Here is an 8,143-nt window from a genome sequence, read left to right as displayed (position 1 = left end):
CGGCGTGACAGGCAGCGGAAAAACGGAAATTTATCTGCAATCAATTGAAAAAGTACTGGCGAAAGGAAAAGAAGCCATCGTCCTCGTACCGGAAATATCGCTGACGCCGCAAATGGTCAATCGCTTTAAGGGCCGCTTCGGCTCCAAGGTGGCAGTCATGCACAGCGGTTTATCCACAGGGGAAAAATATGACGAGTGGCGTAAAATCCATCGAAAGGAAGTACGGCTTGTCGTCGGTGCCAGATCCGCAATTTTTGCTCCGTTTGAAAATCTCGGAATGATTATCATCGATGAAGAGCACGAGTCTTCTTATAAACAGGAAGAAATGCCGCGCTATCACGCGAAAGAGGTGGCAATCAAGCGTGCTGAGCATCACAGCTGCCCGGTTGTATTAGGGAGTGCTACGCCGACATTAGAGTCATATGCACGGGCGCAAAAGGGCGTGTACGAGCTTCTCTCACTGAAGCACCGCGTTAACCATCAAGTGATGCCTGAGGTTTCGCTTGTCGATATGAGAGAGGAGCTTCGAAGCGGCAATCGCTCGATGTTTTCTGTTGAATTGATGGAAAAGCTTGAAGAAACGATTGCCAAGGGTGAGCAGGCGGTGCTGTTTTTAAATAAAAGAGGCTATTCTTCCTTTGTGATGTGCAGGGATTGCGGCTATGTCCCGCAATGTCCGCACTGCGACATTTCCATGACGTATCATCGTTACGGCCAAAGGCTGAAATGTCATTATTGCGGACATGAAGAGCCGGTTCCGCATACTTGTCCTGAATGCGCAAGCGAGCATATCCGCTTTTTCGGAACGGGAACACAGCGAGTGGAGGAAGAGCTGACAAAAGTGCTGCCAAATGCGAGAGTGATTCGGATGGATGTTGATACGACATCAAGGAAAGGCGCCCATGAAAAACTACTGTCAGCTTTCGGAGAAGGAAAAGCGGATATTCTTCTCGGAACGCAAATGATCGCGAAAGGGCTTGATTTTCCGAATGTCACGCTTGTTGGAGTGTTAAGTGCCGATACAACACTTCATATTCCTGATTTCAGATCGGCTGAAAAAACATTTCAGCTGTTAACGCAAGTCAGCGGCCGGGCAGGCAGGCATGAAAAGCCCGGTCATGTCACCATTCAAACGTATACACCGTCCCATTACAGTATCCAGCTGACGAAAACGCATGATTATGAAACGTTCTATCAGCATGAAATGGCGCATAGGAGAGAGCAATCCTATCCGCCCTACTACTTTTTGGCTCTTGTGACGGTTTCTCATGAGGAAGTGGCGAAAGCAGCGGTTACAGCTGAAAAAATTGCTCTTTTTTTGAAAGCAAACTGCGGAGCTGACACGAAAATCCTCGGGCCAAGCGCGTCGCCGATAGCCAGGATCAAAGATAGATATCGCTATCAATGCGTGATAAAATACAAACAGGAAACCCAGTTATCCGCTTTATTGAAGAAGATACTGGAACATTATAAACGCGAAATTGAACAAAAGCATGTAATGATTTCAATTGATATGAATCCTTATATGATGATGTAAGATCTCACGTCTTGGAGGGTAACAAATTGGCAGTAAAAAAGGTCGTCACACATCCGGCGGAGGTTTTGGAAACACCGACGGAAAGCGTGACTGTTTTTGATAAAAAGCTAAGAAAACTGCTTGATGATATGTACGACACCATGCTTGAAATGGATGGAGTCGGACTGGCAGCGCCGCAAATCGGCATCTTAAAAAGAGTGGCTGTCGTAGATATCGGGGATGACAGAGGCAGAATTGATCTCGTTAATCCTGAAATTTTAGAGAAAAGCGGTGAGCAAACCGGAATTGAAGGATGCCTGAGCTTTCCTGGCGTCTATGGTGATGTCACACGTGCTGATTATGTCAAAGTGCGTGCGTTTAACCGTCAGGGAAAACCGTTCATTCTGGAAGCGCGAGGCTTTTTGGCGAGAGCTGTGCAGCACGAGATGGACCACTTAGACGGTGTGCTGTTTACATCTAAAATCAGTAAATACTATACAGAAGATGAACTAGCGGATATGGAAGGATGATTTGATGACGAGAATCGTATTTATGGGAACGCCGGATTTTTCAGTTCCTGTTTTAAGAACCCTGATTGAGGACGGATATGAAGTAGTGGGGGTCGTCACACAGCCGGACCGTCCGAAAGGCAGAAAAAAAGTGATGACACCTCCTCCGGTCAAGGAAGAGGCATTGCGTCACGGCATCCCGGTTCTTCAGCCGGAAAAAGTCAGATTGAAAGAAGAAATTGAAAAAGTTCTGGCATTAAAACCTGACCTTATTGTAACGGCGGCATTCGGACAAATTTTGCCTAAGGAGCTTCTCGACAGCCCGAAATACGGCTGCATTAACGTTCACGCGTCTCTTTTGCCGGAACTGCGCGGCGGGGCTCCGATCCATTACTCTATTTTGCAGGGAAAGAAGAAAACCGGGGTTACCATTATGTATATGGTAGAAAAATTGGATGCCGGGGACATGATCTCAAAAGTGGAAGTGGACATTGAAGAAACCGATAATGTCGGAACGCTGCACGATAAATTAAGCGTTGCTGGCGCGAAGCTATTGTCTGAAACGGTTCCAAACGTCATTGCCGGCAGCATATCACCCGAAAAGCAGGATGAAGAGAAAGCGACGTACGCGCCTAATATCAAAAGAGAGCAAGAACTGCTTGACTGGTCCAGAACGGGCGAAGAGCTTTACAACCAGATCCGCGGATTAAATCCATGGCCTGTTGCTTATACAACTCTAAACGGACAAAACTTGAAAGTGTGGGCGTCGAAAAAAACACTAGCACCAACAACAGCTGAGCCCGGCACAGTCGTTGCAGTTGAAAAGGAAGGGATTATCGTTTCCACAGGTAATGATACGGCCCTGTTATTAACTGAGCTTCAGCCGGCCGGCAAAAAACGCATGAAAGGCGAGGACTTTGTGCGGGGCGCTCATGTTGAAGCCGGAGATGTGTTAGGAGTAAATAATGAAAAAAACTAGTGTTCGTGACATCGCCCTTGAAGCGCTCATCAAATTAGAACAAAACCAGGCATACAGCAATCTGCTGCTGAAATCGGTCATTAAATCAAATGAACTGAGTGATCAGGACAGAGGGCTTTTGACTGAACTTGTCTATGGGACATTACAAAACAAAATCGCGCTTGATTATATGCTTAAACCGTTTATCAATAAGCCTCAAAAGGTAAAGCCGTGGGTGATTCAGCTTCTTTGCCTATCCTTATATCAAATGGAATATTTGGAGAAGATTCCAGATAGGGCAGCCATCCATGAAGCGGTTGAGATTGCTAAAATCCGCGGACACAAAGGCATTGCTTCTTTTGTCAATGGCGTGCTTCGTTCTATCCAGCGCGAAGGTGTTCCATCCTTTGACGCCATCGAAGATCCTGTACGTCGGCTGGCGACAGAAACAAGCCATCCGGAATGGCTTGTGAAAGAGTGGGCGGATGCGTATGGGTTTGACGCGGCTGAAAAGATTTGCCGTATCCACCTCATACCGCCGAAGCAAACGCTGCGTGTCAATCAAATGAAAGCAGACAGAGCTGAGCTGCTTGATCAAATGGCTGCTGAGGGAATCGAAGTTGAAAAAGGCGATCTCGCTGAGGATGCTGTGAAGCTCTTAAAGGGATCAATTGCCGGAACTCATTTCTTCCAAAACGGCGAAGTATCCATCCAGGATGAGAGCTCCATGCTCGTCGCCCGCGCCCTTGATCCTAAGCCTGATGAAACAGTGCTTGACGCGTGTGCGGCGCCTGGCGGCAAATCGGCTCATATCGCAGAATTAATGAAGAACAAGGGGAGCGTTACGTCGCTTGATCTTCACAAACATAAAGTGAAGTTGATCAAAGAAGCGGCAGACCGTCTTGGCCTGACAATCATTCATGCGGAGACAATGGATGCAAGAAAAGCAGGGGAAACGTTTGAAAACGAAAAGTTTGACCGGATATTGGTTGATGCCCCGTGCTCTGGTTTCGGCGTTATCAGAAGAAAGCCGGACATGAAATACACGAAAAAGCCTGATGACAGCGCGCGTCTAGCTGAAATCCAGCTGTCGATCCTGAGGGAAATCGCACCATTAGTAAAAAAAGGTGGCACTCTTGTCTACAGTACGTGTACAATGGACCGGACAGAAAATGATGAAGTAATACATGCGTTTATACAAGAACATCCTGATTTTGAACCCGATTTGTCTCTTGAAAAGCGGCTGCCCGAAAAGGCGAGACCCTTTGTTCGGGATGGAAGGCTGCAAATCCTTCCTCATTATTTCGGAACAGATGGTTTCTTTATTTGCAGCATGAGAAAGAAGGGATAAGCAATGGCAGAACTTAATAAAACAAAAGTAAGAAAAGAGTTGCGGACAGAGCGTCCGTCTATTTATTCTTTTGAATTAGATGAAATCAAACAATGGCTGACAGACAACGGGGAGAAACCGTTCCGGGCAGCTCAGATCTTTGAATGGCTATATGAAAAACGCGTATCTTCTTTTGAAGAAATGACAAACCTGTCAAAGGATCTGCGTGAGAAATTAAACACTCACTTTGTGTTAACAACGCTGAAAACGGCTGTTAAACAAACCTCTCAAGACGGTACGATGAAGTTTTTGTTTGAGCTTCATGACGGTTATACCATCGAAACCGTTTTAATGAGACACGAGTATGGCAATTCTGTATGTGTAACGACACAAGTCGGCTGCCGTATTGGCTGCACATTCTGCGCGTCAACGCTTGGAGGCTTAAAACGAAACCTTGAAGCAGGTGAAATTGTCGCTCAAGTAGTTAAAGTGCAAAAAGCTCTTGATGAAACGGATGAACGCGTCAGCTCTGTCGTGATCATGGGAATCGGTGAACCTTTTGATAACTTTAACGAAATGCTCGCTTTCTTGAAAATTATTAACCATGACAAGGGCCTGAATATCGGTGCTCGCCATATTACGGTCTCTACGAGCGGAATCATCCCGAAAATTTACGAATTTGCTGATCAGAAAATGCAGATTAACTTTGCAATTTCCCTGCACGCGCCGAACACAGAAATCAGAAGCCGCTTGATGCCGATTAACAGAGCATATAAACTGCCTGATCTCATGGAAGCCGTTAAATATTATATTAATAAAACGGGACGTCGCATCAGCTTTGAATACGGTCTGTTTGGAGGCGTAAACGACCAGGTGGAACACGCCGAAGAGCTTGCCGACTTGCTGGAAGGAGTCAAATGCCACGTGAACTTGATTCCGGTAAACTACGTGCCTGAACGGGACTATGTGCGCACACCGCGTGATCAGATTTTCGCTTTTGAAAAAACATTGAAATCCCGTGGAGTAAATGTCACAATCCGAAGAGAGCAAGGACATGATATTGACGCAGCCTGCGGTCAGCTTCGCGCGAAGGAGCGTCAAGACGAGACGAGGTGATGAGGGTTGTTAACAGCCTTAAAAACAGATACAGGAAAAATCCGCCAGCATAATGAAGATGATGCGGGGATATTCAAGGGGAAAGATGAATTTGTATTAGCGGTTGTCGCTGATGGCATGGGCGGCCATCTTGCTGGAGATGTTGCGAGCAAGATGGCTGTGAAAGCCATGGGGGAGAAATGGAATGAAGCAGAGACAATTCCACAAGCGCCCTCGGAATGTGAAAAATGGCTTATTGAACAGATTCTTTCAGTAAACAGCAAAATATACGATCACGCTCAAGCCCACAAAGAATGCCAAGGCATGGGGACGACGATTGTATGTGCGCTATTTACGGGAAAAACGGTTTCTGTTGCCCATATCGGTGACAGCAGATGCTATTTGCTTCAGGACGATGATTTCATTCAAGTGACAGAAGACCATTCGCTTGTAAATGAACTGGTTCGTACTGGAGAGATTTCCAGAGAAGACGCTGAACATCATCCGCGAAAAAATGTGTTGACGAAGGCGCTTGGAACAGACCAGTCAGTCAGCATCGACACACGTTCCTTTGACATCGAACCCGGAGATAAACTGCTTTTGTGTTCTGACGGACTAACGAATAAAGTGGAAGGCACTGAGTTAAAAGACATCCTGCAAAGCGATTCAGCTCCTCAGGAAAAAGTAAACCTGCTTGTGGACAAAGCCAATCAGAATGGCGGAGAAGACAACATTACAGCAGTTTTGCTTGAGCTTGCTTTACATGTTGAAGAGGGTGAAGATCAGTGCTAATCGGCAAGCGGATCAGCGGGCGTTACCAAATTCTCCGCGTCATAGGCGGCGGGGGAATGGCCAACGTGTATTTAGCTGAGGATATTATTCTAGACCGTGAAGTCGCGATCAAAATCCTGCGGTTTGACTATGCAAATGACAATGAATTTATCAGGCGTTTCCGCAGAGAAGCCCAATCCGCATCAAGCCTCGATCACCCGAATATTGTCAGCATTTACGACTTGGGCGAGGAAGATGATATTTATTATATTGTCATGGAATACGTCGAAGGCATGACGCTTAAAGAATACATAACAGCAAATGGGCCGCTTCACCCTAAAGAAGCGCTGAACATCATGGAGCAAATTGTCTCAGCCATCGCTCATGCCCATCAAAACCAGATTGTTCACAGAGATATCAAGCCGCATAACATTTTGATTGACCACATGGGGAATATCAAAGTAACGGATTTTGGAATTGCGACGGCATTAAGTTCGACCACAATCACCCATACCAATTCTGTCCTGGGCTCAGTCCACTACTTATCACCTGAACAGGCCCGGGGCGGCTTAGCGACAAAAAAATCGGATATTTATGCCCTTGGAATCGTTCTATTTGAGCTTTTAACGGGCCGTATTCCGTTTGACGGAGAGTCAGCAGTCAGCATCGCCTTGAAGCATCTTCAAGCGGAAACTCCTTCGACTAGAAGGTGGAACCCGTCAGTCCCCCAAAGCGTTGAAAACATCATACTAAAGGCAACGGCCAAAGACCCTTTTCATCGCTACGAAACGGCTGAAGACATGGAAGCTGACATAAAAACCGCTTTTGATGCTGACAGACTCAATGAAAAGAGATTTACGATTCAAGAAGATGAAGAGATGACAAAAGCGATACCGATCATTAAAGATGAAGAACTCGCTAAAGCTGCTGGCGAAAAAGAAGCTGAATTGACAACCGCACAAGAAAACAAAACAAAGAAAAACGGCAAAAGAAAAAAGTGGCCGTGGGTTTTGCTCACGATATGCCTCGTTTTTATCACGGCTGGAATTCTTGCTGTCACTGTTTTTCCGTCGCTTTTTATGCCTAAGGATGTCAAAATACCTGATGTCTCCGGAATGGAATACGAAAAAGCAGCAGGCCTCTTGGAAAAAGAAGGTTTACAAGTTGATTCCGAGGTGTTGGAAATCTCAGACGAAAAAATTGAAGAGGGCCTGATGGTAAAAACGGATCCCAAAGCGGAAACCACAGTCAAAGAAGGCGCCACGGTCACCCTTTATAAGAGCACCGGAAAAGCAAAAACGGAGATCGGTGATGTGACAGGCCAAACGGTCGACCAGGCAAAAAAAGCGCTGAAGGACCAAGGGTTTAAACATGTAACGGTAAATGAAGTGAATGACGAGAAAAACGCGGGCACTGTCATTGACCAAAATCCTTCAGCAGGGACTGAGCTTGTCCCGAGTGAAGATCAAGTCAAACTCACAGTCAGTATCGGCCCCGAAGACATTACGCTTAGAGACTTGAAAACCTACAGTAAAGAAGCGGCGTCTGGATATCTGGAAGACAACGGATTGAAGCTTGTAGAAAAAGAAGCATACTCAGATGATGTTCCAGAAGGACAGGTTGTCAAACAAAAACCAGCAGCAGGTACGGCAGTAAAGCCGGGAAATGAAGTGGAAGTGACATTCTCTCTAGGACCTGAGAAAAAACCTGCGAAAACAGTGAAAGAAAAGGTCGAGATCCCCTATGAACCAGAAAATGAAGGGGACGAACTTCAAGTGCAAATCGCGGTTGACGATGCGGATCACAGCATCTCTGACACTTACGAAGAATTTAAGATAAAAGAGCCGACTGAACGAACGATCGAACTAAAGATTGAACCCGGCCAAAAAGGGTACTATCAAGTAATGGTAAACAATAAAGTTGTCAGCTACAAAACCATTGAGTATCCAAAAGATGAATAACAA

7 protein-coding genes are annotated in these 8,143 nt (G+C 45.9%); all 7 read left to right on the top strand.

The genetic code is table 11. From position 1 onward, the window contains the following. On the top strand, positions 1 to 1,537 hold a 1,537-nt coding region (priA, locus tag BFW96_RS19560), incomplete at its 5' end, for a primosomal protein N' (protein WP_069840347.1). Positions 1,538 to 1,563: 26 nt separating this feature from the next. After that, the gene (gene def / locus BFW96_RS19555; RefSeq protein WP_040083192.1) at positions 1,564 to 2,046 is read left to right on the top strand and encodes a peptide deformylase; all 483 of its coding nucleotides are present in this window, start codon (positions 1,564 to 1,566) and stop codon (positions 2,044 to 2,046) included. Between the two features lie 4 nt (positions 2,047 to 2,050). Then, complete coding sequence (fmt, locus tag BFW96_RS19550; protein WP_069840344.1) at positions 2,051 to 3,004, top strand: methionyl-tRNA formyltransferase; 954 nt, start codon at positions 2,051 to 2,053, stop codon at positions 3,002 to 3,004. Continuing rightward, positions 2,991 to 4,334 carry a 16S rRNA (cytosine(967)-C(5))-methyltransferase RsmB gene (gene rsmB, locus BFW96_RS19545; protein ID WP_069840343.1) on the top strand — a complete coding sequence of 448 codons (1,344 nt, stop codon included), beginning with the start codon at positions 2,991 to 2,993 and terminating at the stop codon, positions 4,332 to 4,334. Before fmt ends, rsmB begins: the two co-directional genes overlap by 14 nt. A gap of 3 nt (positions 4,335 to 4,337) precedes the next feature. Continuing rightward, positions 4,338 to 5,429 (top strand): dual-specificity RNA methyltransferase RlmN, encoded by a 1,092-nt coding sequence (gene rlmN, locus BFW96_RS19540; protein WP_014663932.1) that lies wholly within the window; start codon positions 4,338 to 4,340, stop codon positions 5,427 to 5,429. A 6-nt stretch (positions 5,430 to 5,435) separates the two neighbouring features. After that, a complete protein-coding gene (gene prpC / locus BFW96_RS19535; protein ID WP_069840342.1) occupies positions 5,436 to 6,200 on the top strand; it encodes a protein-serine/threonine phosphatase PrpC in 765 nt (254 codons plus the stop codon). Beyond that, complete coding sequence (gene prkC / locus BFW96_RS19530; protein WP_069840341.1) at positions 6,194 to 8,140, top strand: serine/threonine protein kinase PrkC; 1,947 nt, start codon at positions 6,194 to 6,196, stop codon at positions 8,138 to 8,140. The genes prpC and prkC overlap by 7 nt, the downstream gene beginning before the upstream one ends. The last annotated feature ends 3 nt before the right edge of the window (positions 8,141 to 8,143 follow it).

The sequence above is a fragment of the Bacillus sp. F56 genome, from assembly GCF_001748205.1.
Lineage (GTDB): Bacteria > Bacillota > Bacilli > Bacillales > Bacillaceae > Bacillus > Bacillus stercoris.
This window is presented reverse-complemented; position numbering and strand designations above follow the sequence as displayed.